The 23,676-nt window shown below is 64.1% G+C and carries 29 protein-coding genes; 7 read left to right on the top strand and 22 right to left on the bottom strand.

The window, feature by feature from the left end; translation table 11 throughout:
* Window positions 1-11: 11 nt before the first annotated feature.
* The 4 genes from NR193_RS19825 to gcvA all read right to left on the bottom strand — a co-directional run bounded on the left by NR193_RS19825 (window position 12) and on the right by gcvA (window position 4,285).
* The gene (locus NR193_RS19825; RefSeq protein WP_256752469.1) at window positions 12-836 is read right to left on the bottom strand and encodes a carbohydrate ABC transporter permease; all 825 of its coding nucleotides are present in this window, start codon (window positions 834-836) and stop codon (window positions 12-14) included.
* A gap of 10 nt (window positions 837-846) precedes the next feature.
* Window positions 847-1,719, bottom strand: coding sequence for a carbohydrate ABC transporter permease (locus NR193_RS19830; protein WP_256752470.1), 873 nt, complete (start codon window positions 1,717-1,719; stop codon window positions 847-849).
* A gap of 122 nt (window positions 1,720-1,841) precedes the next feature.
* On the bottom strand, window positions 1,842-3,152 hold the full coding sequence (locus NR193_RS19835; RefSeq protein ID WP_091584003.1) for a sugar ABC transporter substrate-binding protein: 1,311 nt from the start codon (window positions 3,150-3,152) through the stop codon (window positions 1,842-1,844).
* A 227-nt stretch (window positions 3,153-3,379) separates the two neighbouring features.
* Window positions 3,380-4,285: a transcriptional regulator GcvA gene (gcvA, locus tag NR193_RS19840; RefSeq protein WP_256752471.1), complete on the bottom strand. Its 906-nt coding sequence runs from the start codon at window positions 4,283-4,285 to the stop codon at window positions 3,380-3,382.
* Window positions 4,286-4,395: 110 nt separating this feature from the next.
* Between gcvA and NR193_RS19845 the strand changes: the two genes are divergently transcribed.
* Window positions 4,396-4,581 (top strand): hypothetical protein, encoded by a 186-nt coding sequence (locus NR193_RS19845; RefSeq protein ID WP_256752472.1) that lies wholly within the window; start codon window positions 4,396-4,398, stop codon window positions 4,579-4,581.
* 67 nt (window positions 4,582-4,648) lie between these two features.
* On the opposite strand, the gene NR193_RS19850 is transcribed toward NR193_RS19845, so the two are convergent.
* Entirely contained in the window at window positions 4,649-5,608 is a 960-nt protein-coding gene (locus tag NR193_RS19850; protein WP_256752473.1) for a sugar-binding transcriptional regulator, read from the bottom strand.
* Window positions 5,609-5,865: 257 nt separating this feature from the next.
* Between NR193_RS19850 and NR193_RS19855 the strand changes: the two genes are divergently transcribed.
* Window positions 5,866-6,498 carry an HAD family phosphatase gene (locus NR193_RS19855; RefSeq protein ID WP_256752474.1) on the top strand — a complete coding sequence of 211 codons (633 nt, stop codon included), beginning with the start codon at window positions 5,866-5,868 and terminating at the stop codon, window positions 6,496-6,498.
* A gap of 8 nt (window positions 6,499-6,506) precedes the next feature.
* Here the strand turns inward: NR193_RS19855 and NR193_RS19860 are convergent, their stop codons facing one another.
* The 8 genes from NR193_RS19860 to ureC all read right to left on the bottom strand — a co-directional run bounded on the left by NR193_RS19860 (window position 6,507) and on the right by ureC (window position 12,749).
* Window positions 6,507-7,274: a class II aldolase and adducin N-terminal domain-containing protein gene (locus tag NR193_RS19860; protein ID WP_256752475.1), complete on the bottom strand. Its 768-nt coding sequence runs from the start codon at window positions 7,272-7,274 to the stop codon at window positions 6,507-6,509.
* 81 nt (window positions 7,275-7,355) lie between these two features.
* Entirely contained in the window at window positions 7,356-7,997 is a 642-nt protein-coding gene (gene ureG, locus NR193_RS19865; protein ID WP_256752476.1) for an urease accessory protein UreG, read from the bottom strand.
* Window positions 7,994-8,434, bottom strand: coding sequence for a DUF3995 domain-containing protein (locus NR193_RS19870; RefSeq protein ID WP_256752477.1), 441 nt, complete (start codon window positions 8,432-8,434; stop codon window positions 7,994-7,996). The genes ureG and NR193_RS19870 overlap by 4 nt, the downstream gene beginning before the upstream one ends.
* The gene (locus NR193_RS19875) at window positions 8,431-9,102 is read right to left on the bottom strand and encodes an urease accessory protein UreF (protein WP_256752478.1); all 672 of its coding nucleotides are present in this window, start codon (window positions 9,100-9,102) and stop codon (window positions 8,431-8,433) included. The genes NR193_RS19870 and NR193_RS19875 overlap by 4 nt, the downstream gene beginning before the upstream one ends.
* A complete protein-coding gene (locus NR193_RS19880; RefSeq protein WP_256752479.1) occupies window positions 9,095-9,688 on the bottom strand; it encodes an urease accessory protein UreE in 594 nt (197 codons plus the stop codon). The genes NR193_RS19875 and NR193_RS19880 overlap by 8 nt, the downstream gene beginning before the upstream one ends.
* The gene (locus NR193_RS19885) at window positions 9,685-10,290 is read right to left on the bottom strand and encodes a glutathione S-transferase family protein (protein ID WP_256752480.1); all 606 of its coding nucleotides are present in this window, start codon (window positions 10,288-10,290) and stop codon (window positions 9,685-9,687) included. The genes NR193_RS19880 and NR193_RS19885 overlap by 4 nt, the downstream gene beginning before the upstream one ends.
* Before the next feature lie 57 nt (window positions 10,291-10,347).
* Window positions 10,348-10,941: a hypothetical protein gene (locus NR193_RS19890; protein ID WP_256752481.1), complete on the bottom strand. Its 594-nt coding sequence runs from the start codon at window positions 10,939-10,941 to the stop codon at window positions 10,348-10,350.
* A gap of 95 nt (window positions 10,942-11,036) precedes the next feature.
* Window positions 11,037-12,749 carry an urease subunit alpha gene (gene ureC / locus NR193_RS19895; RefSeq protein WP_375162717.1) on the bottom strand — a complete coding sequence of 571 codons (1,713 nt, stop codon included), beginning with the start codon at window positions 12,747-12,749 and terminating at the stop codon, window positions 11,037-11,039.
* 167 nt (window positions 12,750-12,916) lie between these two features.
* Between ureC and NR193_RS19900 the strand changes: the two genes are divergently transcribed.
* Both NR193_RS19900 and NR193_RS19905 read left to right on the top strand, forming a co-directional pair.
* Window positions 12,917-13,291, top strand: coding sequence for a hypothetical protein (locus tag NR193_RS19900; RefSeq protein WP_256752482.1), 375 nt, complete (start codon window positions 12,917-12,919; stop codon window positions 13,289-13,291).
* 114 nt (window positions 13,292-13,405) lie between these two features.
* Complete coding sequence (locus NR193_RS19905; protein WP_256752483.1) at window positions 13,406-13,900, top strand: hypothetical protein; 495 nt, start codon at window positions 13,406-13,408, stop codon at window positions 13,898-13,900.
* Window positions 13,901-13,983: 83 nt separating this feature from the next.
* Here NR193_RS19905 and NR193_RS19910 read toward each other — a convergent pair whose 3' ends face one another.
* From NR193_RS19910 to NR193_RS19930, 5 genes are read right to left on the bottom strand one after another with little or no spacing between them, the layout of a single operon-like run.
* Window positions 13,984-14,289, bottom strand: coding sequence for an urease subunit beta (locus NR193_RS19910; protein ID WP_256752484.1), 306 nt, complete (start codon window positions 14,287-14,289; stop codon window positions 13,984-13,986).
* A gap of 8 nt (window positions 14,290-14,297) precedes the next feature.
* Window positions 14,298-14,885, bottom strand: a complete 588-nt coding sequence (locus NR193_RS19915; RefSeq protein WP_256752485.1) for a HupE/UreJ family protein — start codon at window positions 14,883-14,885, stop codon at window positions 14,298-14,300.
* 32 nt (window positions 14,886-14,917) lie between these two features.
* The gene (locus NR193_RS19920; protein ID WP_256752486.1) at window positions 14,918-15,175 is read right to left on the bottom strand and encodes a DUF1272 domain-containing protein; all 258 of its coding nucleotides are present in this window, start codon (window positions 15,173-15,175) and stop codon (window positions 14,918-14,920) included.
* A 10-nt stretch (window positions 15,176-15,185) separates the two neighbouring features.
* Window positions 15,186-15,488, bottom strand: coding sequence for an urease subunit gamma (locus NR193_RS19925; protein ID WP_023693076.1), 303 nt, complete (start codon window positions 15,486-15,488; stop codon window positions 15,186-15,188).
* Window positions 15,489-15,516: 28 nt separating this feature from the next.
* Window positions 15,517-16,359: an urease accessory protein UreD gene (locus tag NR193_RS19930; RefSeq protein WP_256752487.1), complete on the bottom strand. Its 843-nt coding sequence runs from the start codon at window positions 16,357-16,359 to the stop codon at window positions 15,517-15,519.
* Between the two features lie 206 nt (window positions 16,360-16,565).
* Here NR193_RS19930 and NR193_RS19935 point away from each other — a divergent pair, with 206 nt between their 5' ends.
* The 3 genes from NR193_RS19935 (at window position 16,566) to NR193_RS19945 (ending at window position 18,891) form a co-directional block, all read left to right on the top strand.
* Window positions 16,566-16,820: an acyl carrier protein gene (locus tag NR193_RS19935; RefSeq protein WP_006325998.1), complete on the top strand. Its 255-nt coding sequence runs from the start codon at window positions 16,566-16,568 to the stop codon at window positions 16,818-16,820.
* A gap of 5 nt (window positions 16,821-16,825) precedes the next feature.
* Window positions 16,826-18,034, top strand: coding sequence for a beta-ketoacyl synthase (locus NR193_RS19940; RefSeq protein ID WP_256752488.1), 1,209 nt, complete (start codon window positions 16,826-16,828; stop codon window positions 18,032-18,034).
* Window positions 18,035-18,186: 152 nt separating this feature from the next.
* Entirely contained in the window at window positions 18,187-18,891 is a 705-nt protein-coding gene (locus tag NR193_RS19945) for a glutathione S-transferase family protein (protein WP_256752489.1), read from the top strand.
* Window positions 18,892-18,922: 31 nt separating this feature from the next.
* Here NR193_RS19945 and NR193_RS19950 read toward each other — a convergent pair whose 3' ends face one another.
* From NR193_RS19950 to NR193_RS19965, 4 genes are all read right to left on the bottom strand, one after another.
* Entirely contained in the window at window positions 18,923-19,273 is a 351-nt protein-coding gene (locus NR193_RS19950) for a hypothetical protein (protein ID WP_256752490.1), read from the bottom strand.
* Window positions 19,274-19,358: 85 nt separating this feature from the next.
* Window positions 19,359-19,979, bottom strand: a complete 621-nt coding sequence (locus NR193_RS19955) for a nucleoside triphosphate hydrolase (RefSeq protein WP_256752491.1) — start codon at window positions 19,977-19,979, stop codon at window positions 19,359-19,361.
* 110 nt (window positions 19,980-20,089) lie between these two features.
* On the bottom strand, window positions 20,090-21,184 hold the full coding sequence (locus NR193_RS19960; RefSeq protein WP_256752492.1) for a hypothetical protein: 1,095 nt from the start codon (window positions 21,182-21,184) through the stop codon (window positions 20,090-20,092).
* 121 nt (window positions 21,185-21,305) lie between these two features.
* Entirely contained in the window at window positions 21,306-23,120 is a 1,815-nt protein-coding gene (locus NR193_RS19965) for a methyl-accepting chemotaxis protein (protein WP_256752493.1), read from the bottom strand.
* Window positions 23,121-23,676 lie beyond the last annotated feature (556 nt).

The following is a 23,676-nucleotide window of genomic DNA, read 5'->3' on the forward strand; positions in this document are numbered from 1 at the left end:
GGCAACGTCCGTTACTTCACCGCACCAAATGTCAGGCCGCGCACCAGCTGCTTCTGGCTGAACCAGCCCATGATCAGGATCGGCGCGATGGCCAGTGTCGAGGCCGCCGAAAGCTTGGCCCAGAACAGGCCTTGCGGGCTGGAGAACGAGCTGATGAAGGCCGTCAGCGGTGCTGCTTCGGTAGTCGTCAGCCGGATCGTCCAGAACGCCTCGTTCCAGGCCAGGATGATGTTGAGCAGCATGGTCGAGGCGATGCCCGGCACCGCCATGGGTGTGAGCACATAGACGATCTCGTTCCACAGCGAAGCGCCGTCCATGCGCGCCGCTTCCAGGATCTCGCCGGGGATTTCGCGGAAGTAGGTGTAGAGCATCCACACCACGATCGGCAGGTTGATCAGCATCAGCATGATCATCAGGCCGATGCGGCTGTCGAGCAGGCCGGTGTCGCGGAAGATCAGGTAGATCGGGAACAGCACGGCGACCGCAGGCATCATCTTGGTGGACAGCATCCACATCAGGATGTCCTTGGTTCGCTTGGTCGGCGAGAAGGCCATCGACCATGCCGCCGGTATGGCGACCAGCAGGGCCAGGATGGTCGAGCCGACCGAGAGCAGCACCGAGTTGAAGAAGAATTTGAAGTAGCCGCTCTGCGCCTGGACCTCGGCGTAGCTCTCCATCGTCCCGGACGGGATGATGCTGAAGCCCTGGATGGCTTCCTGCTCCGACTTGAACGAGGTGATGATCGTGTAGAGGATCGGGAAGAAGATCAGCAGGGCGACGATCCAAGCGGCCGCGGTCGCGATCGTCTTGTGCTGGGTGGTGACTGAGCGTGCCATCGTATCCTCCCTATTTGTCCAGGTTCTTGCCGACGGCGCGCATGGCGAAGAAGGCAACGATGTTGGCGAGAATGACGGCGATCACACCGCCGGCGGATGCCTGGCCGATTTTGAATTCCAGCAACGCCTTCTGGTAGACGAGGAAGGGCAGGTTGGTGGAGGCGTATCCCGGGCCGCCATTGGTGGTGACGAGGATCTCGGCATAGACGGAGAGCAGGAAGATCGTCTGGATCAGGATGACGACGGTGATGGCGCGCGACATATGCGGCAGCGTCAGATAGATGAAGCGGCTGATGAAGCCGGCGCCGTCCATCTCGGCGGCCTCCTTCTGCTCACCGTCGAGCGACTGCAGCGCGGTCAAGAGGATCAGCGTCGCGAAAGGCAACCACTGCCAGGCGACGATGATGATGATCGCCAGCATCGGATGTTGCCCGAACCAGTCGATCGGCTGGGCCCCGAACAAGCGCGCTATATCGGCGAACACGCCATATTGCGGGTGCATGATCATGTTCTTCCAGACCAATGCTGCCACCGGCGGCATGACGAAGAACGGCGAAATGACGAGAATGCGGACGATGCCTTGTCCCCACATCGGCTGATCGATCAGAAGCGCCAGCAGGATGCCGCCGATCACCGTGATCAGAAGCACGCTGACCACCAGCGTGAGCGTGTTGAGGATCGATTGCAGGAAGGCCGGGTTTGAATAGAACAGCGCGTAGTTCGAGAAGCCCACGAAGCCGTCGTGGATCGGGTTGAGTGGGTTGTACTGCTGGAAGGAGAACCAGATGGTGATGACCAGCGGCACAATCATCCAGACGAACAGCAGCACCACGGATGGCGCCATCATGAAACGGGCAAGCGAACGGGTCTGCTGAGTAGCCATGACGGTCACCCTTCACTGGTCAGACTGAATTTTCAGAGGCGTTAAAGGCGGCCGCCCGAACTGGGATTCGGGCGGCCGTTGCCGGCCAGGAAGGCGACCGGCATTCGGCACCGGGAGGAGCCTTACTTGATATAACCGCCTTCGGTCATTGCCGCGGTGGCAGCGTCCTGGGCCTGCTTCAGCGCATCGTCGACGCTCGACTGGCCGGCAAGAGCCGCCGAGAAGAGCTGGCCGACTGTGGTGCCGAGACCCTGGAATTCAGGGATGGCGACGAACTGGACGCCGACATAGGGCACCGGCTTGACGGTCGGATGCGTCGGATCGGCGGCGTTGATGGAGTCCAGCGTCATCTTGGCGAACGGAGCCGCCTTCTGGTACTCGGCATTGGCGTAGAGCGAGGAGCGCGTGCCCGGAGGAACGTTGGCCCAGCCTTCTTTCGAAGCGACCAGTTCCGCGTAGTGCTTGCTGGTCGCCCAGGAAACGAACTTCTCGGCGGCGTCGGCCTTCTGCGTGCCGGCGGGGATCGCCAGCGACCATGCCCACAGCCAGTTGCCGCGCTTGCCCAGGCCATTGTCGGGCGCCAGGGCATAGCCGACCTTGTCGGCGACGGTCGAGTTCTTCGGGTCCGAAACGAAGGACGCCGCGACGGTGGCGTCGATCCACATGCCGCACTTGCCCTGCTGGAACAGCGCCAGGTTTTCGTTGAAGCCGTTGGACGACGCGCCTTCGGGGCCGTCGGCCTTCATCAGGTCGACATAGAACTGCAGCGTGTTCTTCCATTCGGGCTGGTCGAACTGCGGCTTCCAGTTCTCGTCGAACCAGCGGGCGCCGAACGAGTTCGACATCGCCGTCAGGAAGGCCATGTTCTCGCCCCAGCCGGCCTTGCCGCGCAGGCAGACGCCATTCACGCCATTGGCGCGGTCGGTCATCTTGTCGGCGGCCTGCTTGATGAAGTCCCAGGTCGGCGCGTCGGGCATCTTCAGCCCGGCCTTGTCCATCAGGTCCTTGCGGTACATGACGAACGAGCTTTCGCCGTAGAAGGGCGCGGCATAGAGCTTGCCGTCGACCGAAAGACCGCCGGCGATGGCCGGGATGATGTCCTTGGCGTCATAGTCGTCGCCGAGCTTGTCGAGCGGCAACAGCCAACTCTGTTTGGCCCAGATCGGAACCTCGTAGGTGCCGATGGTCATCACGTCATACTGGCCGCCCTTGGTGGCGATGTCGGTCGTGACGCGCTCGCGCAGCACGTTTTCCTCGAGCGTAACCCAGTTCAGCGTGATGTCGGGGTTAGCCTTGGTAAAGTCGTCGGTCAGCTTCTGCATGCGGACCATATCGCCATTGTTGACGGTGGCGATGGTGATGGATTCGGCGTGTGCGGCGAAGGCAAGAGCGCTTGCCGACAACAAGCCCAGGGTGAGCGTGCGAAGTTTCATCAAATTCCTCCCATGAACCAAGATGAGCATTTGCCTTGGCTGTGAGCAATTACTCATTTAGTGTTAATTATGTCAAGCCGGATTCGATGCTGCAGCGCAGCACACCGGCGACGCCGATGGGCAATGGACGCGCGGATAGTGCGGGGACGAGCCCCGCCCGCCGCCTTTGTCAGGCGGCAGGACAGGACGGCGTGCAGGATTGAGTGGGATTGCTGGAGGCTTGCCTCTCAGCAGGCGATCTCGGCCAGCAGCCAGTCGCGGAAGGCGCGGATCTTCGGCACGTTGCGGCGCGCTTCCGGGTAGACCAGCCAATAGGCGTGGCCGTCGTCACCGACCAGGTCGAAAGGCTGGATCAGGCGGCCGTCCGCCAGCTCCGCCTTGAACAGCGCCCTGGTCAGGATCGCCACGCCATGACCGGCGATTGCCGCATTGGCCTCATAGGCCTGTGCGCCCATGCTGCTGCCGGGCCGACTGGCAAGATCGTGCGAATGCACGCCGGCAGCCTCGAACCACTGCGTCCACCAGATGTCGCCGGGATCGAGGATCGGCAGCCGCAACAGGTCGGCCGGTTCCTTGACGCCGCCAATGCTCGCGGCCAGCCTGGGGCTCAGCATCGGCGTGAAATCGGCATCGAGCAGCTTGTAGGCTTCAAGCCCCGGCCATTTGCCGCCACCCGAGCGGATGGCGAGATCGACATCCTCGCGGGCGAAATCGGTCAGCCGGCTCGACGTTTCGAGCCGCACGGCAAGAGCCGGATGCGCGATCTGGAACGAGCCCAGATGATGCGCCAGCCAGTTCGAGGCAAAGGTCAGCACGGTGGTGACACATAGCAACCCATCGGCCCCGCCGCGTGCCGCGGCATAGGCCTGGCCAAGAATGGCGAAGGCCTCGCTGACCGCCGGCGCCAGGCGCTGTCCGGCCTCGGTCAGTGCGATCTGGCGCGGCCGCCGCAGGAAAAGCGGCGCGCCGACCCGTTCCTCCAGCACCTTGATCTGATAGCTGACCGCAGCCTGCGTCATGGCAAGCTCCTCGGCGGCCTTGGTGAAGGAAAGATGCCGGGCCACCGCTTCGAACACCCGGATCGCCTGCAGCGGCGGGAGCTGCGAAACCTGTCGCGAGCCAAGGTCCGGCATAAAGCCTCCTTATGGGTCCTTATCGACGTTCGATTGGCAAAGGCGGCCGGCAAGACCGACATTCAGCATCAGCCCGTCATTCGGGTGCAAGATAGCGAAGGTTGACGATCATGACCATGGCGCAGCAAAAATGCATTCCAACCCCGGATCATCGCTGGATTTCGTGGCTCGCGGACGGATTCGGCTGGTTCGCTGTCAGAAAAAGAGCGCATCTCGACATCAGGGACCTCTCCCCGCATTTGCAACGCGACCTCGGTTTCCTTGATGGCAACGACCCTTTCGGGCGGGGCAAATAGCTTGACTGACCTTATCCCAAATAGGTCACGGTGCCGTTACAGTCCCGCAAGCGAAAGCGGTTCGGCGTCATCCGCTAGCCAGCAGGGCTGCCGCCGTCCGTTCATCGGTTATGAGCCCGTTGACCAGCCGCCTGTTCACCGCCGCCAGGATACCAGGCAGCTTGCGCTCGCCCATGGCAAGCGCGATGACCAGCGATTTTTCGCGTGACGGCAGCGAAGCCGACGACACCCGGTCGTTGGTGATGCCTTCGATCATGCGGCCTTCGCGATCGAACACCCAGCCGACGATTTCGGCGATGCCGCCGGCCTTCTGCAGCGCCTTCAACTCACTTTCCGAAATGAAGCCGTCCTCGTAGAGCGGCGCCTTGGGGCCGAGGTCGCCAATGCCGATGAAGGTGACGTCGGCCTCGGCGGCCAGCGCCAGCGTCGGCTGGATCATCGGCTGGTTGAGCAGCATCTCGCGCTCCTCCGGCGAAGAGGCGATGACCGGCAGCGGCATCGGGAAGGATCGCGCCTTCACCCTGTCGGCCATGGTGAAGATGACGTTGTAGAAGGCGGCCGAGCCGTCCGGCGAGATGTTGCCGGTCAAGGACACCACCTTGTGCTGCGGACAGTCCATCGGCGGCAGCTGCTCGATCGCCGCCTTCAGCGTGCGCCCGGTGCCGATCGCCATGACGATCGGGGTCGGCGATCGCAGCCGCCGCTCGATCTCGGCGGCGGCCGCCTCGGCGATGCCGATGGTGGTGGAGGACGAGTTGGGATCGCTCGGCACCACCTCGACCAGATCGAGCGCGAAGCGCAATTTCAGCCGTGCCGCCAGATCGAGGCAGTTGGCGATCGGATGGTCGACGCGAACCTTGATCAGCCCTTCCGACACCGCCAGCGATACCAGCCGCTGTGCCGTCTGCCGTGAAATGCCGAGCGTGGCGGCAATCTGGTCCTGCGTGTTGCCGGCAACATAATAAAGCCAGCCGGCGCGCGCCGCGTCGTCCAGCCTGTTGCTGCCGCCATCCTGCCGGATACTCACGTCCTGCCTCCCGAAGCCGCCGGTCATCAGGGCGGTTCGCCGCTACTCTTACAGGGAAAAGCGTCCTGCGCAATTGTCAATCTCCAGGGCAATTGCTTGCGCCGCGACATGCCCACGACGGAAATGTCATCCTTCGCTCGTGTCGAGCGAGGGATGACGGGCGGTTTCGGCCCTGGAAAGACGACAAGGGATAGCTGGCCGGAAGGTTTATCTCCCGGCGCAAACCCTTTAAGGGATCAGAAAAAGGGATTTTCTCCATGACACCGAAAGCGGTTTTCTGGGATATGGACGGCACGCTGGTCGACAGCGAACCCCTGCACGAAGCCGCCCTGGTGGCGGCGATGCGCAATGTCGGCCTCGTGCCGCCGCCCGACCTGCATGAGCGCGTGCTCGGTGTCGCCGCCTGGCCGGTCTACGAAATGATGCGCGACGAGTTCGGCCTGGATCTGCCCTTCGACGACTGGATCGTCCGCAAATACGAGCACTATCTGCCGCTTGTAGAGAGCCTGAAGCCGCGCCCCGGTGCGATCGAGATCTTCAACGATCTGCGGGCAAGGGGCGTCGCGCAAGCCGTCGTGTCGAATTCGGACCGGATGATCGTCGACGCCAATCTGCACATGGTCGGGCTGACCTATCCTGGCATGAAGACGATCAGCCGCAACGATGTGCGCGAAGGCAAGCCGCATCCCGAACCATTCCTGCGCGCCGCGTATCTCGCTGGCGTCGATCCCGCGCAGGCAATAGCGATCGACGACAGCTGGCCGGGCGCCATGGCGGGGCTGGCGGCGGGGATGAAGACGATCTTCTGGCCGGAAGCGCCGATGGCTGGTCCGCCGGGCGCTGTCGTCATCAACAGCGCCGGTGAGCTTCGGGCAGAACTGGGGCTCTAGCCAGGCGCTCAGTTCCGGTAGGCCGGTTCCTGCTCGTCGAGGATCGCCTTCAACTCGCTGAGATGGCGTTCGGCCTGGCCGGGATAGTCATCCATCTCGCTCGCCGCCTTCTCCGCGATCGCGTCCGAGAGCACGCGCAACGGCCGGCCGGTCCACAGCGCCTTGATATAGGTCTCGGCGGCACGCTCGAAATAGAACATGCGGTTGAAGGCATCGGCGACCGTGTCGCCGATGACCAGCACGCCGTGATTGCCCATCACCATGACCTTGACCTTGGGATCGACGAGCAGCTGCGAACAGCGCTCGCCCTCTTCCTCGAAGGCCAGCCCGCCATAGTGGCCGTCGACGACATGGCGGTTGAAGAACATCGCCGAATTCTGGTCGACCGGCGGCAAGCGAGAGTCGGCGAGCGACGCCAGCACCGTGGCATGGATGGAATGGACATGCATGACGCAGCGCGCGTGCCGCACATTGCGATGGATGGCGCCGTGCAGGCCCCACGCGGTCGGATCGGGCGCGTTCGGGCCGGAGAGCGTATCGGGATCGTTGGCATCGATCATCAAAAGGTCGCTCGCCTTGATGCGCGAGAAATGCATCTGGTTGGGGTTCATCAGGAACTGCGTGCCGTCATCGTTGATGGCCAGCGAGAAATGGTTGGCCACCGCCTCGTGCATGTTGAGCCGCGCCGTCCAGCGAAAGGCGCAGGCGAGATCGACGCGCTCCTCATGGAAGGGCAGGTTGGTCAGCGTTTCCTTCTGCAGGCGGGCGATGCTCATCGACGACACTCCGTGAAAGAGGCGAGAATGCCGCGACCAGCCCGGGCCCGCAACCGGTTTCGCTTGGTGCAGCCCACGGCCCTATGCCGCCGTGCTTGCTGCTACGCCGGTCCGCAGCCCGCCATGCTCGACGATGAAATCGATGACCTCCTGCAGCCCCTTGCCGCGCGACAGATCGGTGAAACCGAACGGCCGCTTGCCGCGCATGCGGCTGGCGTCGCTCTCCATCACGTCGAGGTTGACGTTCACATAGGGCGCAAGATCGCTCTTGTTGATGATGAGGAAATCGGAGCGGGTGATCGCCGGCCCGCCTTTGCGCGGGATCTCCTCGCCCTGGCAGACCGAGATGACATAGAGCGTCAGGTCGGCAAGGTCCGGCGAGAAGGTGGCGGCGAGGTTGTCGCCGCCGGATTCGATGAAGACGATGTCGAGATCCGGAAATTTCCGGTTCATCTCGGCGATCGCCTGCAGGTTGATCGAGGCGTCCTCGCGGATGGCGGTATGCGGGCAGCCCCCGGTCTCGACACCCATGATGCGATCCTCGGGCAGCGCCTGCAACCGGGCCAGCATCATGGCATCTTCCTTGGTGTAGATGTCGTTGGTGACGACGGCGATCGAGAATTCGTCGCGCAGCGCCTTGCACAGCTTTTCGGTCAGCGTCGTCTTGCCCGAACCGACCGGGCCACCAATGCCGACGCGCAGCGGGCCATTTTTCTGTGTCATGTGGGAAACTCCGTGATGGCAAGGACTGCGAAGCCGAGCCCGATCAGCAGGCACAGCGGCGAATAATAGCGGACATCGAGCCGCGCGAAAGGCTGCTCCGGCGCCAGCCGGCGCCACCATGGCGTGAAGCCGGCGATGCCGCGCCCCAGGAAAACCATACAGATGAGCAGCGCGGTTGCAGCAAGGCCCTCCCTGGGGAAGGGTGAAGCAAAGACGCCCTCGAGCGCCAGCGGCCACAGCGTCGCCAGGCCCAGGCACGCGGCCACGGCGAAACTGGCGAACGGCGTCGGCATGTCATCGACACCGTGAAAGCCGACGACGGCATGGGCGCAGGATGCCGCATCCTTGCCCGGCCAGATGCCGCCAATGCCCCAATAGACATGCAGCGCGGTGATCAGCAGCAGAACAAAGGACAGCACGAAGGCAAGGACGATCATGAGCGGAACAATCGCGAATACTGGGTTTCGTGCTTCATCGCCATGACATCGGAGACGAAAGCGCAGCCGCCGAGATCGTCAAGTGATGAGCGCGCAGCGCGGGCGGCAGTTGACAGCGCCAAAGGCTCGAAGCCAGCAAGCAACACGGTGGCCGCGCTCTGGCCGACGACGCCGAGCCTGATCGCGGCTTGGACGAGGTTGGAGAAGAAGGCTTGCAGGAAGGCGGAAAGCGCGTCCTGAAGCGCGATGCCGTTGCCGCCGGCAACAGCGCCGACGGCGACACAATAGGCGCATTCGGCCGGCAAGCGATCCAGCCCGGGGTTGGGCCAGGCCGAGGCTGCTTTCAGGAAGGCGGCGCCCTGCAGCATGGTCTCGGTATGGCGTTCGCGCGACCCGGCCAGAGCCTCGGCCAGCGCGGCAATCTCGTCGAGATCCCCGGCGCGGCGCGCGCGGCGCCAGCTCTCGGCGAACAGCACGGCATCGTTCCAGCCGGAGCCCATCTCGACCAGCGTTTCCAGCCAGCCGGCGAGGCTGCCGGCATCGGCAACCAGCCCATCGTGCACCGCGCGTTCGAGACCGTGGCTGTAGGAGAAGCCGCCGACCGGAAAGGCCGGCGACAGCCACGCCATCAACCGCAGCAGGGCGATGTTCGACGGCTGGTCAGTCATGGTCGTGGTGGTGGCCGGCGTGGCTGTGCGAATGGGAGTGCGATTCGCCATGGGCATGGCTGTGCGCTTCGGTGTGGCTGTGTGCATGCGCCTCGGCATGACCATGGCCGTGATCGTGCCCGCCGGAATAGGCCCCGCGCACCGGCTTGAACGGTTCGGAGACGTCGCGCACCGTGGCGCCGAGCCCCTCCAGCATCGCCTTGATGACATGGTCGCGCAGGATGAGGATGCGCCCGGCCTCTATGCTTGCCGCGAGATGGCGGTTGCCGATATGCCAGGCGAGCTCGCTCAGATGTACGGCATCGCGGGCGCGGATATCATAGACATCTTCCGGCGCCGCGATGATCTCGATATGGCGTCCATCCTCCAGCACCAGCCGGTCACCATCGTTCAACGCGACAGGCTCTGGCAGGTCGACCAGCACCTTGTTGCCGTCGGCAAGTTCGATAGCCCGGCGGCGCAGATGCCGCTCGTCATGGGCAAGAACGGCACGACCGGATGGCGCGGTGGTTCCGGCGCCGCCGGCGGGCAGCACCGCGACGGCACGCGGGAATTTGGTGAAGTCGGTGTTGAGATTGAGCTTCATTTCATGGCTCCGCCATTGGCTTGTGCCCGTGCGCGGGCGGGTCGCGAAAGCACGCGGTCGAGATAGGCGTTGACGCGGTCGGACTCGATCGGGAATTTTCCGGCGCGAGCCCAGCTTCCCATGTCGCCGAGCAACACGTCGACGGCGGAAAACCGGTCACCCAGCGCAAAGGGCTTGTCGCCAAGCCGACGGTCCAGTGCCTTGACCTCCGTGGCAAAGTCATGAGCCGCCGCGGGGCCGACATCGACCCGCACTTCCTTCGGCAGCAGGAACCGGTGGCGCAATTTGTTCCACAGCGGCGCTTCGAATTCCGATTGGGCAAAATGCATCCAGGAATCCATCTCGGCGCGGCCGGCAACGCCCGGGTTTGCACCCATTCCCATGTCCGCGTGCTTGTCGGCCAGATAGACGCAGATCGCCGCCGAATCCGTTACCGTGAGGTCGCCATCGATCAGGATCGGCACCTTACCCGACGGGTTCAACGCATAGGCTTCCGGCGAACGCAATTTGACCTCGACGAATTCATAGGGCTGCCCGAGTTCCTCGAGCATCCAGAGAACGCGGCTGACCCGGGACCCACGCGATCCGACGGCCTTGTACATTGTTGAACCCTGCTTTCCCAGAAGCCTAGACCATGCCAGCGGTCCACCCAATGCCGCTCAAACGATCGTGTCGAAGAGCCGCAGGATGAACGATATCTGATAGACGAGCGCGGCCGCGACAAAGGCGATGTGGAAGCGGCGGTCGCGCACCAGGATCGCGACGATGCAGAGCACGACGAAGACCGGCGTGCGGAACAGGTACTCGTTGCCGAAGCGGGCGAAATGCTCCGGCCCCTTCAAGAGCGTATCGACAACGTCGAGCAGATAGGTCGCTGCCAAGAGGCCGAAGAACCAGCCTCGGCGCGAATAGAAGAAATCCTCGTAGCTGGTGTAGTCCAGCATGGAATCCGGAAACAGCAACGCGCAGAGCAGGAACAGCGTGATCGCATAGAAGATGATGAACAGGTACTTGCCGAAGGTCCAGGTTTCGATCGCGTAGAGGCCGAACTCCCACCACCAGAAATGCACCAGCATCAAAAGCACCGAGGCGACCCAGGCCAGATGCACGGGATAGAGCTTGTACTGGCCGGGATGCTGGACGATGCGGGCCAGTCCCGACAAAAGGCGGGTGACGCCGAGCCCGATCACCATGCCCATGACGATGCGGATATGCGGGAAGATATCGTGGGCAGAGGCGATTTCGGTGGCCATGGCTGGTCATGCGGTTTCGTTGAGCCGCATATTGCGGCGTCCGGTCACCAGCCGCAACGGATTTTGCACCAGTCGGCCCGATCCCCGATTTCGCGTCAAAACAGAAAGTATCGTTGCGCCATCGGCAGCACCGTCGCCGGTTCGCAAGTCAGCAGTTCGCCGTCGGCGCGGACCTCGTAGGTCTCGGGATCGACCTCGACATGCGGCGTGGCGTCGTTGAGCACCATCGAATGCTTGCCGATGCCGCCACGCGTGTTTTCCACGGCGACGAACTGCTTGTCGACGCCGAGCCTGCCATGCAGCCCCGACTCGAGCGCGGCTTTCGAGACGAAGGTCACCGACGAGTTGGTCCTTGCCTTGCCATAGGCGCCGAACATCGGCCGGTAGTGCATTGGCTGCGGCGTCGGGATGGAGGCGTTGGGGTCGCCCATCGGGGCGGCGGCGATCATGCCGCCGATCAGCACCATGTCCGGCTTGACGCCGAAGAAGGCCGGGTTCCACAGCACCAGGTCGGCGCGTTTGCCAACCGCGATCGAGCCGATGTCCTTCGACAGCCCGTGCGCGATGGCCGGATTGATCGTGTATTTGGCAATGTAGCGGCGGACGCGGAAATTGTCGTTGTTGCCGGTTTCCTGCGGCAGCGAGCCGCGCTGGCGCTTCATCTTGTCGGCGGTCTGCCAGGTGCGGATCGCCACTTCGCCGACGCGGCCCATGGCCTGGCTGTCCGAGGAGATGATCGAGAAGGCGCCGATGTCGTGCAGGATGTCTTCCGCCGCGATGGTTTCCTTGCGGATGCGGCTTTCGGCAAAGGCGATGTCCTCGGGGATCGACGGCGACAGATGATGGCAGACCATCAGCATGTCGAGATGCTCGGCCAGAGTGTTGACCGTGTAGGGTCTTGTCGGATTGGTCGAGGACGGGATGACGTTGGGCAGGCCGCAGACCTTGATGATGTCGGGGGCGTGGCCGCCGCCGGCGCCTTCGGTGTGGAAGGCGTGGATGGTGCGGCCCTTGATCGCCGCCACCGTGTTCTCGACGAAGCCGGATTCATTCAGCGTGTCGGTGTGGATCATCACCTGCACGTCGTAGTCGTCGGCGACCGACAGGCAGCAGTCGATCGCCGCCGGCGTCGTGCCCCAGTCCTCGTGCAGCTTCAGTGAACAGGCGCCGCGCAGCACCATTTCCTCGAGCGCTGCGGGCAGCGACGCATTGCCCTTGCCCGACAGGCCGATGTTCATCGGAAAGGCGTCGAACGACTGGATCATGCGGGCCATGTGCCAAGGCCCCGGCGTGCAGGTCGTCGCCAGCGTGCCGTGGGCCGGGCCGGTGCCACCGCCCAGCATGGTGGTGATGCCACTCATCAGCGCTTCCTCGATCTGCTGCGGGCAGATGAAATGGATGTGCGCGTCGAAGCCGCCGGCGGTCAGGATCTTGCCTTCGCCGGCGATGATCTCGGTGCCGGGGCCGATGATGATGGTGACGCCATCCTGCGTGTCCGGATTGCCGGCCTTGCCGATGGCGGCGATGCGGCCGTCGCTCAGGCCGATATCGGCCTTGAAGATGCCGGCGCTGGCATCGATCACCAGCGCGTTGGTGATAACGGTGTCGACGGCGCCCTGTGCCCGCGAGACCTGGCTCTGGCCCATGCCGTCGCGGATGACCTTGCCACCGCCGAACTTCACCTCCTCGCCATGGATGGTGAAATCCTTCTCGACCTCTATGAACAGCTCGGTGTCGGCAAGCCGCACCCTGTCGCCGACGGTCGGGCCATACATCTGCGCGTAGGCGGCGCGGGTTATTCTAGCCATCAGCAATTGCTCCCGAAATGCGCTCTGGCCGCAGCCGAACTCCATAGCGTCGCCATCCTATGGTCATGCAATGACCCGCTGGGCGACACCTTCTGATCCCATTTCCCGGTTGAGGTGGGCCGGCCACCCCAAAACGACCATTTGTCAATCGATGGAAAGGAAAATCCATGCGCAAGATGATACTTCTCGCGGCGGCCAGCCTGATGCTGGCGGGCGCGGCCAGTGCCCAGCAACAGCCCACGCCGGCTCAAACGCCAGCCGCGCCCGCGCCCGCGGCACCCGGTGCGCCGGCGGCCGCGCCGACGATCCAGAGCGTCAACATCGTCGACATCAAGGAACTGCCCGAAGCCACGCAGACGCAGGTCAACCAGGTGATCGCCAAGCGTGGCGACGCCGGCCTGCAGAAACTGCGCAGTTCGATCGACGCCACGCCCGAGGTCAAGTCGGCTCTCGAAGCCAAGGGGCTTACCTCGGCGCAGGTGATCGCGGCCAGCATGCAGCCCAACGGCGCGCTGACCCTGATCACCAAGAAGGCGAGCTAAGGACGCGGAGCGGCGGGCCAGATTCCGGCCCGCCGTCCACATCGGCAAGGGAACCGTGGCAGGGCTGGAGTCGTTTCGTTTCCTGAGTGCTGAAACAAATCTCGAAAGCGAGCGATGTCCATTACCACCTTGCCCGACGCCCGATGGCCGCAGGCCATTGCGGTGGCTGCGTTTCTGGCCCTGAGCCTCCCCCACGCCGCGCTGAATGCGCAGGGCCTTGAAAACCCGGAGACCGTCAACCGTATCATCGGCTCGGAGGTCAAGCAGGAAGAGGCCAAGGCCAACGCCGAAGCTGGGACCGTCAACACGGCGATAGAGCGGACGCGTGAAAACATCGGCACGGTGCGCAAGACGTCCAAGCTCGACAAGGTCGATATCGTGTTCCTCACCGACGCCGCGCGCAGCGAAGGCGGCCCGCCGCCGGCTATCGAGAGCAAGGTCAAGCAGCATCAGGACGACATTGCTGAACTGCGCAAGGAGATCGAGGCCAACGCCCTGCTGTTCAACGCCATCGAGTCGCGGCGCGTGCTTGCCGAGGATGTTCTCGCCGTCGAATTCGACGCTCCAGGAAAGATCGTCATCTACGCCGCGGCGAGGCCGTCGAACTGAGTCGAAAGCGCCACGTGTTTCTATGCATGTCGTTGCCCCGACACCGCTCGACACTTTTGGGCGACGCGAAGACGCCATCGATCTCACAGCTTCCCCATCACCTTCTGCTGAAATCCATAGACCTCGCGCTTGCCGCCGAGCGGCACCAGCGTGACGTCACGCTCCTGGCCCGGCTCGAAGCGCATGGCGGTGCCGGCGGCGATGTCGAGGCGCATGCCGCGTGCCTGGTCGCGGTCGAACTTCAGCCCCTCATTGGTCTCGAAGAAATGGTAGTGGCTGCCGACCTGGATCGGCCGGTCGCCGCTGTTGGCCACTTTCAGGGTGACGGTCGGCAGGCCCTTGTTGAGCTCGATGTCGCCGCTTGCGGTGATGACTTCGCCCGGGATCATCGCGCCCCTCACAGAACGCCGAAGACGAGGCCGGCACCGACCGCCGCGCAGGCCGCACCCGCGGCGCGGGCCAGACCACGGAACCTGATGCCGAGGCCAAGGCCTGCGGCGATGCCGATGGCGTGCAGGAGCGCGGTGGCGATGGCAAAGCCGGCCATGTATTCGAGCCCGCCGGCGTTTTCCGGCACTTCGGTGCCATGGGCATGGCCGTGGAACAGGGCGAACAGGCCGATGATGGCGACGCCGGCCGAAACCGGCAGATCGACCGCCAGCGCCACCAGCAGCCCGAGCGCCACGACCGAGGCCAGGATGGCCGGTTCGACGAAGGGCAGCGGCACATGCAGCATGCCGAGCGCACCGCCGGCCGCCATGACGCCGACAAAGGCCGCCGGCCATGCCCAGATTGCCTTGCCGCCCTTGAGCGCCGCCCACAGGCCGACCGCGATCATGACAGTCATATGGTCGAGGCCGGAGAGCGGATGCATGAAGCCGGCCGTGAAGGAGGAGGTCGTGCCGGCGCCGACATGGGCATAGGCCGGCATGGCCGCGGCCAGCAGCAGGATCGCCGAGAGGCACAGGCGTTTGGCTGACATCATCGATTTGCCTTCCGTTTGAAGTGTCGTGGTGCTCACGCGGCCTTGCGGGCCGGGCCGCAGCCTTCGGCCTTGAGAACGCGTTTGGTCGAAGCCGGATGCTTTTTCAGCATCGTTGCCGGGCGGATCGGCCGGGCTGAAAAATTGCCGCCGCAATTGGGGCAGACGCCGTCCAGCACGTTTTCGGCGCAATCGGCGCAAAAGGTGCATTCGAAGGTGCAGATCACCGCATCCGCCGCCTCCGGCGGCAGGTCCTTGTCGCAGCATTCGCAGTTGGGGCGCAGTTCAAGCATTTTTCTCTCCTCACCGAATAGGCTCGTGCACGGTCACCAGCTTGGTGCCGTCGGGGAACGTCGCTTCCACCTGCACGTCATGGATCATCTCGGCGATGCCTTCCATCACTTGCGCGCGGGTGACGACATGGGCGCCGGCCTCCATCAGTTCGGCGACCGGTCGGCCGTCGCGGGCGCCCTCGACGACGAAGTCGGTGATCAGCGCGATCGCTTCCGGATGATTGAGCTTGACGCCGCGTTCGAGCCGTTTGCGCGCCACGATCGCCGCCATGGCGATCAGCAGCTTGTCCTTTTCCCTCGGCGTCAGGTTCATGCGTTTTCCCGGACTGGCATAGACAAGATCACAGTGACCATAATTTGGGCAGTCCCGCCCTTCCGTTGAGCAGTTCGACGAGCGGAACCAGCCGCTGGCGGAGCCGGTAGCCGTCCTCGGCGTAAAGCCTCGCAAGAAGCTTGCCAGATTTCCTCACGCTCCAGACACTGGCGCTGCCCTGGTCGCCGACGATCTCGAGAACCGGATCGAGCAGGGCATCGGCCCGCGGCGACACCAGCAGCAGCGTCGCCATCGCGATCGCACCACCGGCAATCGCCGGGCGGCCGAGCGTGGCAGCAATATCGGGCCCGATGCGGAAATCCTCGGCATGGATGAGGGAGCCATCCTGGCGGACCCGCCAGCGGTCATGGAAATTGCCCTGCGCGGCGCGCTCTCCCATGGCCAGGCGGCCGAACACCGTGGCCTCCAGCACCAGCGCCTCGGCGTTGGCGGCAAGCTCGACGTCGAGCGTACGGGCAAACGCAGCCCTGTCGAAGACGATGGTTTCCTGCGGCAGCCAGGCGATGCGGCCGTTTTCGCCGACCGACAATCCGACCCGCACTTCGGCACGGTCGGACGCCGCGCGATAGATCTTCTCGCAGGCCTGGGTCGTTACCGACGCCGAGGCGCCGGGGCCGACATCCACCTGCCAGCCGAGACGGTCGCCGCCGGTCATCCCGCCGGCGGTGTTGATCAGCACCGCTTCGAGCGGATCGGCCGCGACGGTCGGCATCCTTATCTTGGCGGCACCGTCCTGATAGAGGCGCAACAAGCGCGTGCGACCGTCGCCAACAGCGCAGGAAAGCCGCGCCACGCCCGCCGCGCGCTGGGCCGCCAGCGTCGAAATCCCGCCATGTTCGATCGTATCCATGCCTGCACGTTAAGCACTACGGCGGCTTTGTCGATATATAGCTTGTTGCTTGACAACGTTTTGGTTTCTATAGAGGGAACCACCTTGGTACGGTCATGCAGCGCTTGGCGGGGGTATAAAGCGACGACGACGGCTTGATACCGGGAGAACAAGGGGCGCTGTCCAATTGGCGTCGGGAAACGCGACAAAAGTGGGGAAGAAACCGAATGGCCGACCAGCTGGCAACGGATATCATCGCGAAGATCAAGGCTCATGCCGAGCCGGGCGGCGAGGAAATCACCACCAACACCGAATTGACAGCGCTTGGTATCCATTCGTTGGAGCTGACGGAGATCATCTTTGATCTCGAGGAAGAATATGGCATCGAGATCGAGATGAACACGGTCGATGCCTGGAGCAATCTGAAGAATGTCGGCGACATGGTTGAAGCTGTTCGCGCGCTGATCGCGAAAAAAGCTTGAACTGAATGCATAAGCGCGTCGTCATCACCGGCATGGGCGGCATTTGCGGGCTCGGCACCAACGCACCCGCGATCTGGAACGAAATGCGTGCCGGCCGCTCGGCCATCGGCGCGATCAGCAGCCCGCAACTGCATGATCTCAAGGTCAAGGTCGGCTGCGAAATCAAGACGCTTCCTGATCACGGCATAGATCGCAAGCAATTGGTGTCGATGGACCGCTTCAGCCTGCTGGCGGTGATCGCGGCCAGGGAAGCGTTGCGGCAGTCCGGCCTGGTTGCGGATGAAGCCACCACCTACCGGATGGGCACCGTCGTCGGCGTCGGCGTCTGCGGCTGGGAAGCGATCGAGGAGAACTATCGCGCCATCCTGATCGAGGGCAGGAATCGCGCCGGCATCTTCACCGTGCCGAAAGTGATGCCGAGTGCGGCCTCCGGCCAGGTCAGCATCAATCTCGGTCTGCGCGGTCCGGTTTTCGGCGTCACATCCGCCTGCTCGTCGTCCAACCACGCCATCGCCTCGGCGGTCGACCAGATCAGGCTCGGCCGCGCCGATGTGATGGTCGCCGGCGGCACCGATGCACCGCTGGTCTGGGGAATTCTGAAGGGCTGGGAAGCGCTGCGGGTGCTGGCTCCGGATACGTGCCGGCCATTCTCGGCCGACCGCCAGGGCCTGTCGCTTGGCGAAGGCGCCGGCATGGCGGTGCTGGAAACCTACGAGCACGCCATGGCACGCGGCGCCACCATTCTTGCCGAAATTGCCGGCGCCGGCCTTTCCGCCGACGCGTCCGACATCGTCGCGCCGACCATCGAAGGACCAACGGCCGCCATGCGCGCCTGCCTGGCCGACGCCGGGCTCAATCCCGAGGATGTCGACTATCTCAATGCCCACGGCACCGGCACCAAGGCCAACGACCAGATCGAGACGGCGGCCATCAAGCGCGTCTTTGGCGACGCCGCCTACAGACTGTCGGTGTCATCGACCAAGTCGATGCATGCCCATTGCCTTGGCGCATCGGGCGCGCTGGAGATGATCGCCTGTGTCATGGCGATCCGCGAGGGCATCGTGCCGCCAACGGCCAATTTTCGCGAGGCCGATCCCGATTGCGACCTCGACGTCACGCCGAACGTGGCACGCGAGCGCAAGGTGCGGGCGGCGATCAGCAATGGCTTCGCTTTCGGCGGCACCAATGCGGTGCTGGCGTTCAAGGCGGTCTGATTCAGGACCGTCCCGCGCCATCCGTTCCGTTGACTGTCCGTGCACGGCGAAACTGTCGCCACCATATTGATCATGCCGCGTCGCGCGCCTAATCCTTGGCCGCCCCCGCCAAACCGCGCCTCCCGACGCACCCCCCCATTCAGGAGTTTTCCATGGCTGACCTGTCCGCCTTCCCGATCGCAACGCGCTGGCCGGCCAAGCACCCGGACCAGATCCAGCTCTACTCGGCAACAACGCCGAACGGCGTGAAGATATCGATTGCCCTGGAGGAACTCGGCCTGCCCTACGAGCCGCATCTGGTCGCCATCAGCAAGAATGAAAGCTGGACGCCGGAATTCCTGTCGCTCAATCCCAACGGCAAGATACCGGCGATCATCGATCCGAATGGCCCGGACGGCAAGCCGATCGGCCTGTTCGAATCCGGCGCCATCCTGCTCTACCTCGCCGAAAAGACCGGCCTGCTGATCCCGGCGGACGCGGCGCGGCGCTACGAGACGATCCAGTGGGTTTTCTTCCAGATGGCCTCGGTCGGACCGATGTTCGGCCAGCTCGGTTTTTTCCACAAATTCGCTGGTCGTGAGATCGCCGACAAGCGCCCGCTGGAGCGCTATCGCGATGAATCGCGACGGCTGCTCGGCGTGCTCGACGACAGGCTGAAGGGTCGCAAGTGGATCATGGGCAACGACTACACCATCGCCGATATCTCCCTGCTCGGCTGGGTGCGCAACCTGATCGGCTTCTACGAAGCGCGCGAGCTCGTTGGTTTCGATGATTTCGCCAATGTGGCGGCATGGCTGGAGCGCGGCCTGGCGCGACCGGCGGTGCAGAAGGGTCTCACGATTCCGGCGAGGGGCTGAGGTGTAGGCGCCGGAAAACGCGATTTTCCTGCTACTTGGCCTTTGCCTTGGCTTTCGAGCCACTCTTGCCCATGACGGAAGCCGCAAGCGATGCGGCACCCCTGGCAGCAATGACGACGGCGCCAGCCGCTACATTGGCCGTCGCCTTGGCCGTGCGCATGGCGCTTCCCGCCAACGAGTCGTTGGTGTTTGCCGGTGTTTTCGGCTTTGCGGCTTTCGCGGTGGCCTTCGTTGCGCCCGGCACCACTTTTCTCGGTGCTGCCTTGCCGAATGCGGGTTTTGCCGCATCCTTGGAGCGTTCGGCGATAGCCGGGCCGGCGCCGGCCTTCGATTGGGTTGCCTTGCCCTTGGCGGGCGCGGGCTTTCTTGCCTTTTGTGCCATCGGACGGAATCCTTCTTTGGCGGAAATGCCTCGTCGGCGATAACGGCCCGAAAGTCTTAAGGTTCCCGTTGAAGAATCCGTAGAATCAAGCGGAATCGCCGACCACGAGGTCGGCGGCCCGGCGGCGGGCAAGCACCCGGTCGATGTTGGGCATGTCGTTGGAGTCGATCCAGGCCCGCGCATCGGCGTCGGACCGGCCATGGCCGTGCCAGCGTTCGAGCAGGCGGCGCTCGAGTTCGGCGCGCGGTACGTCGACGAAGATCGAGAAATCGAACAGCGGCGCCAGCCGCGACCAAGGCTCCTCGTCGAGCAGCAGGTAGTTGCCTTCGACCAGGATGAACTTGGTCTCCGCGCCGATGATCGCGGCGGCGGCGCGCGACAGTTCCATGCTGCGGTCGAAGACCGGGATGGCGATATCGGGTTCGCCGGCGCGGATGCGCTTCAGCAGGGTCTCGAAGCCGGCGAAATCGAAGGTTTCCGGCGCGCCCTTTCGCGCGCGCAGGCCACGCCGGTCGAGCACCACGTCGTCATAGTGGAAGCCGTCCATGGGCACGACTTCCACGGCACCCTCGGGCAGCAGATCGCGCAGGCTCGCCGACAGCGTCGACTTGCCCGCCCCCGGCGGGCCGGCGATCGCGACGATGAAGCGTTGTGCCTTGCCGGCACGCTTGAAGATGGTGGCGGCGAGATGGGCGATTTCGGACATGAGAGCCTCTCTGGCGGAGCTTCAAATCCACCATGATCCGCATGATGATTTCAGCCACATCTTGGCGGCTATTGACGAAAATTTCAAACCCTGCGAGCGCGCAATCCCGCCTATGAGGCCGCTGGTTGGCCGATGCGCAGGAAATCGCTGTCGAAGGGAACATCCCGGGTCGAGCCGCCGGTCGCCAGCCGCATGCGGCCGTTCGCCGTAGTGACCTCCTGCGGCGGCTCGCCGCCGGACAAGGGCATGGCGCCGATAACATGGCGAAAGGAAACGCCGCGGCCCAGCGCAAACGCGGTCGCCACCCCTTCGCGCTTCAGCCAGTTGTCGCCGATCGAGGCGGCATGGCCGACGGCGGCGCGGCCGTCCTCGATGCCGAGCACGCCGCGGTGGCGGCCGTTCCACGGCGCGTAGTCGCGGCCGCCATTGCTGAGCCACAGCATGGTGATCGGCAGTTCGGCCGGGTTCTTGAGCACCAGCACGAGGTCCTCCTCGGCCTGACGCGCCAGTGCGGTCCAGCCCGGGCCGCCATGATCGGCCTCCACCAGGGTGACGAAATCCTCGCGTCGATCATCCATGCGGTACTGCGCCAGGTCGAGCGTGCCGCCGCCGGCGGCGGGAAAACGGCTGAGATCGGCGGAGCGCGCCGGATAGGCCAGCATGAAGCGGCCGCGTGCGGGATCCGGCTCCAGTGGGTCGTCCAGCGTCGCGGCAAATCGCTTCGGCGAGAAGGCGAGTTTGCCGCCATTGGTCATCGCCGTCATCGGATGGTGCGCGACGGAAATGGCGCCATGGCCACCGGAAAACACATGCTCCTGATAGAGAAAGGAATGGTCGTCGCGCAAAGTGAGGATCTTGTCGACGCTGGCGCCCATCACCGTGTGCCGCAGCCGGAGCACGGCCCGCCAGCCATCTTCCGTCGCGGCGCTGTCGACCACATCCCAGGCGCTGTTGGCCGGCCAGCCATGCAGCGGCGCGTCCTCGACATCGCTGCGCGAAAACGGCGCGCAGAGGAAGTCACCGGACAGGCGAACGGTGCCTTGCGGCAGGTCTTTCGGCAATGTCTCGGGCGTGTCGACCCACGGCGCGCGGTGCAGCGGCTTGAGCTGGCGCCCGTCCCTGTCGATGACCATGTCGGCGAGATGGCCGACCGTGAGATCAACCGAAACCGAAATGCCTTTGGCCTTGATCGTGCTGATGGTCATTGCGTTCTCACCGATTCTGAAGGCGCAGACAGAACCCTTTCGGCGTGGATTGCGCAAGCATGGCGACAGGCATTTCGCATCAGGATCGCCTTCACCCTCCCCTTGGGGGGGGTGGCCGCGCCTACTGCCGCTTGTATTCCCGTACCGGCGACTTCGTCCCGTCGGTGTAGGTGACCTGCACCGCCATCGACTTCACGCTGTCGGCGACCTTGAAATAGGGCTGGTAGTCGTAGGGGATGGCGTAGGGGTCCTTCTTGTCGCAAGCCGGCATCTTGATCTCCTTGTCGAGTGCCGCGCCGTTCAGGCTATAGCGCACCTCCTTGATGGCGCAGCGGTAGGACAGCATCTGGGTGAAATAGACCAGGCCGTGATTGCCGCTGGCATCGAAGGCGATCCACGACGTCCAGAACTGGTCGAGGATCTGCTTGTTGCCTTGCTGAAGGGCGGTCTCGGGGTCGAAGCGGATGTCGAACGGGCCGGTCTCGCGGCCCCTGATGTCGAGATATTTGATGGCGATGGTGCCGGCCTGCGTGCTGTCGGGCAGCTCGAAGCTCGGATTGGGCATCGGCTTGCCGGTCGCCTGGTCGTTCATCGCCAGGAAGCCGGTGTCGGTGAACGGCCCGCTGTCGCCCATGCGCCAGGAAATACCGGTCGCCGGCTCCGGCAGCGAGATGGTCATCGACCAGCCCTGGTTGGAGCGCATCGGCGTCAGCGAAGGCACGAAGCGGGCGGGATCCAGCACGTCGCCAAGCGCGGCCAGCCGGCTGCGGCTACGGTCCAGCCAGTCGGCGAGCTGGGTCTGGTCGACGAAATATTTGAGCAGCCCGCCATCCTTCTCGTAGGAAACGAACTTGGTCAGCGCCTTGGCCTCGTTGCGCTTGTCGGCCAGCGTCTGGGCGCCGAGGCGGTCTTCGGAAAACTCCTGCGCCAAAAGGAAATAGGCCGGCGCGAAATCCGCATTGGTCGCGATGAAGGCGTTGAGCTTGTCGAGGCGCTGGGCGTCGTCGAACTGCAGGATATGCACGAGCTTGATCGACAGCGCCTTGCCCTTGTCGGCCAGCGCCCCGAACACCTCGCGGGCGCCGGCCTTGCCGTCCTGCACCCGAAGCAGCGTGGCGAAGCGCGTATAGGGGTCGATGGCGTCGACATCGAAGCCGGCAAAAGCGAGATAGGAGCGCCGCGCATTGAGCATGTCGCCCGACAATTCGTAGACGCGGGCATTGTGGTAGAACTCGTCCGGCCGCTTCGGCTCGGCGATGGCCCCGCCCTGCGCGGCAAGGGCGGCAAAACCCTTGGCGATGGTGTCGATCGAGGCCGCGATCTGCTCGGTCGTCGCCTGCAGCTTCTCGGTCTGGGCCTGCTGCTGTGCCTGGCCGGCGGCCAGCGTCTCGGTGGTCTGCTTGACCGCCTCGACGGTCTTTTGCGTCTGGGCTCCCTGCTGCGTCTGCTGCTGCTGGGTGGATGCGATCTCGTCGGTCTTCTTCGCCACGGTGTCGGTCGACTGCTTGACCTGTTCGACCGTCTTTTGCGTTTGCGTGACGGTCTGCTCGATCCTTGCCACCTTGGCCGAGACGATGCCCATCGACTGCTGCAGCCCGGCCACCGCTGGCACCAGGCTGGCGATCACCCCGTTCTGCGAATTGGTCTCTTTCTGCATGGCATAGACGCCCCCGGCGACAGCCGCCGCACTGGTGGCGAATACCAGCGCCGGCAGCGCCTTGGCCGCCAGCACCAGCCTGAGCACGATTGCAATGGCGATGATGACCGCCGCCACCGAGGCGACCAGCGCGATATAGGCGGCGAAAGGCGCCAGCGGATTGAGCACGTCGGAAACGGCACCGCTGACGAAAGCGACGCCGCCGGCCCATTTGCCGGTGCGGCTGAGTGATGCCTTGATAAGCGACGGCGCAGCGCCGCCAACCCCGATGTCCGCCATTCCCCAGTCCCCCAAGCCCAGTCAATGCCGCGCCCCTTCCCACGGGAAACGCGGCTTTGGCAAGAAGGACACAGAAACAGGCGATTTCGGGGCGGATAAGGCTCAAGTTCCTCGCCCCCACTACCGTGCTACGGCATGCACACATTTCGAAGCGGCTGGCCTTCGGCGAAAGCATGCGTTGTCTCATGCCGCGCTGGTCGACCCCCACTCCGTCTCGGCTTCGCCGAGCCACCTCTCCCCCAATCGACGGGGTAGAGGAAAGGCGCCAGGCTTTTTGCCGTCAACGCTCGTAAAGCAAAGCTCCTTTCCTTTCCCTCCGGAGGGGGGAAAGGTGGCGCTGCGAAGCAGCGACGGATTGGGGGAACCACGTGGCCATCAAGCCTCGAGCTGATCAGTCACGCAAATCACAGAAAATGTTTGCATAGCATAGCGCAAAGCGTGGACGAGGAACCCGGTCGAGCTCGACATTCCTGGGTATGACCGACATTAACCAAATGGACGCAGCTGGCGGGTTACGTTAGCTTCGCCTCATCTCAGCAACAGCATCGCCAGAACA

Origin of the sequence: Mesorhizobium sp. Mes31, assembly GCF_024519675.1 — a bacterium.
Lineage (GTDB): Bacteria > Pseudomonadota > Alphaproteobacteria > Rhizobiales > Rhizobiaceae > Mesorhizobium.